Source organism: Ruegeria sp. HKCCD8929 (assembly GCF_013031405.1).
In the GTDB taxonomy this organism is placed as follows: domain Bacteria; phylum Pseudomonadota; class Alphaproteobacteria; order Rhodobacterales; family Rhodobacteraceae; genus Ruegeria.
Window position 1 is genome coordinate 1 of sequence record NZ_WPZY01000144.1, and the last position, 1,127, is coordinate 1,127.

The following is a 1,127-nucleotide window of genomic DNA, read 5'->3' on the forward strand; positions in this document are numbered from 1 at the left end:
TGCCGATCAATTCTTCGACCGGATGCCCGCGAAACGCGATGTGGCCCGGTTTCATATTGATTATGGATGTGCGCCACCACTGGCGTACGGCTTGCTCATCGCTGGTCATTTGTCCATCTGGCGCGGTCATTGTGTTTGAACCTCTTTCGCTGGCCGGGTTTTCCTTTGCGCGGCGAGGCGAATGGAGGCGTTGCGCGCGCCATAGCCAGCATAGCCCGCGCGGCGCTCAACGATTTCAAAAAAGAAGCCGTTAAAAATTGGGTGACTGTAAATTTGAAAATACTCTGCGCCTGCCGTTCGGTCGTAGAGGATGTTACCCTCGCGCAATTGGGTCACCAGACCGTCATCCAACCCGAAACTCGCCTGCAGATCGGTGTAGTAGTTTTCGGGGATGGACAGGCTGGGAAAGCCGGATTTCATAAGGTGATCCGACGTTTCAAAGATATCATCCGTCCGAAAAGCGATGTGCTGAACGCCCGCACCAAAACCGTCTTCAAGGAATGAAGCCGCTAATGTCCGGCGTCCGACGGCACCGTTCAGGTTCAGCCGGACCTCACCTTCGGGGCTTTCAATGGCCTGGCTTTGCACGACGCCCGAGGGGTCGGCAACATTCACGATAGGGGACTTCGCCATGTCGAAGGTAGAGATGTAGTAGAGCAGCCAACTTTGCATCTCATCGAGGCGCATGGTCTGCGCCAGATGGTCGATCCGGCGCAGACCGGCAGGCTGGGTCGCTTTGGTTTTGGCGACCGGCTCGAACTCGATATCCCATACCCGGTGCAGATCGGATTTCTCGTCGATGAAATGGACAACGTTGCCCCCGACGCCGCGGATCGCCGGGATATCCAGTTCGCCTGTTCCTACCGGCTGCGAAAAGTTCGGCGCACCCAACTTAGTCGCACGCTGAACCGTCTGTTCCGCGTCTTTGACGCGCAAACCCATGTCACAAACCGATGGGCCGTGGCCCAGAAAGGCCGAATGCGCAAACCCATCCTTTTCCGTGTTCACCACGATATTGACCGCGCCTTGCCGCCACAGCTCGACCGATTTGCTGACATGCCGCCGTTCCTTACGGAAACACATGGCGGACAGGAGATCGCAGAGCTGCGCACCGCTCGCCTCATCCG

1 protein-coding gene is annotated in these 1,127 nt (G+C 57.4%); it reads right to left on the reverse strand.

The genetic code is table 11. The annotated features are described in order from the left end of the window. Positions 1 to 126: 126 nt before the first annotated feature. Positions 127 to 1,127, reverse strand: a 1,001-nt coding sequence (locus GOX53_RS29475) for a 4-hydroxyphenylpyruvate dioxygenase family protein (protein WP_171182429.1), incomplete at its 5' end; no start/stop codon positions are given.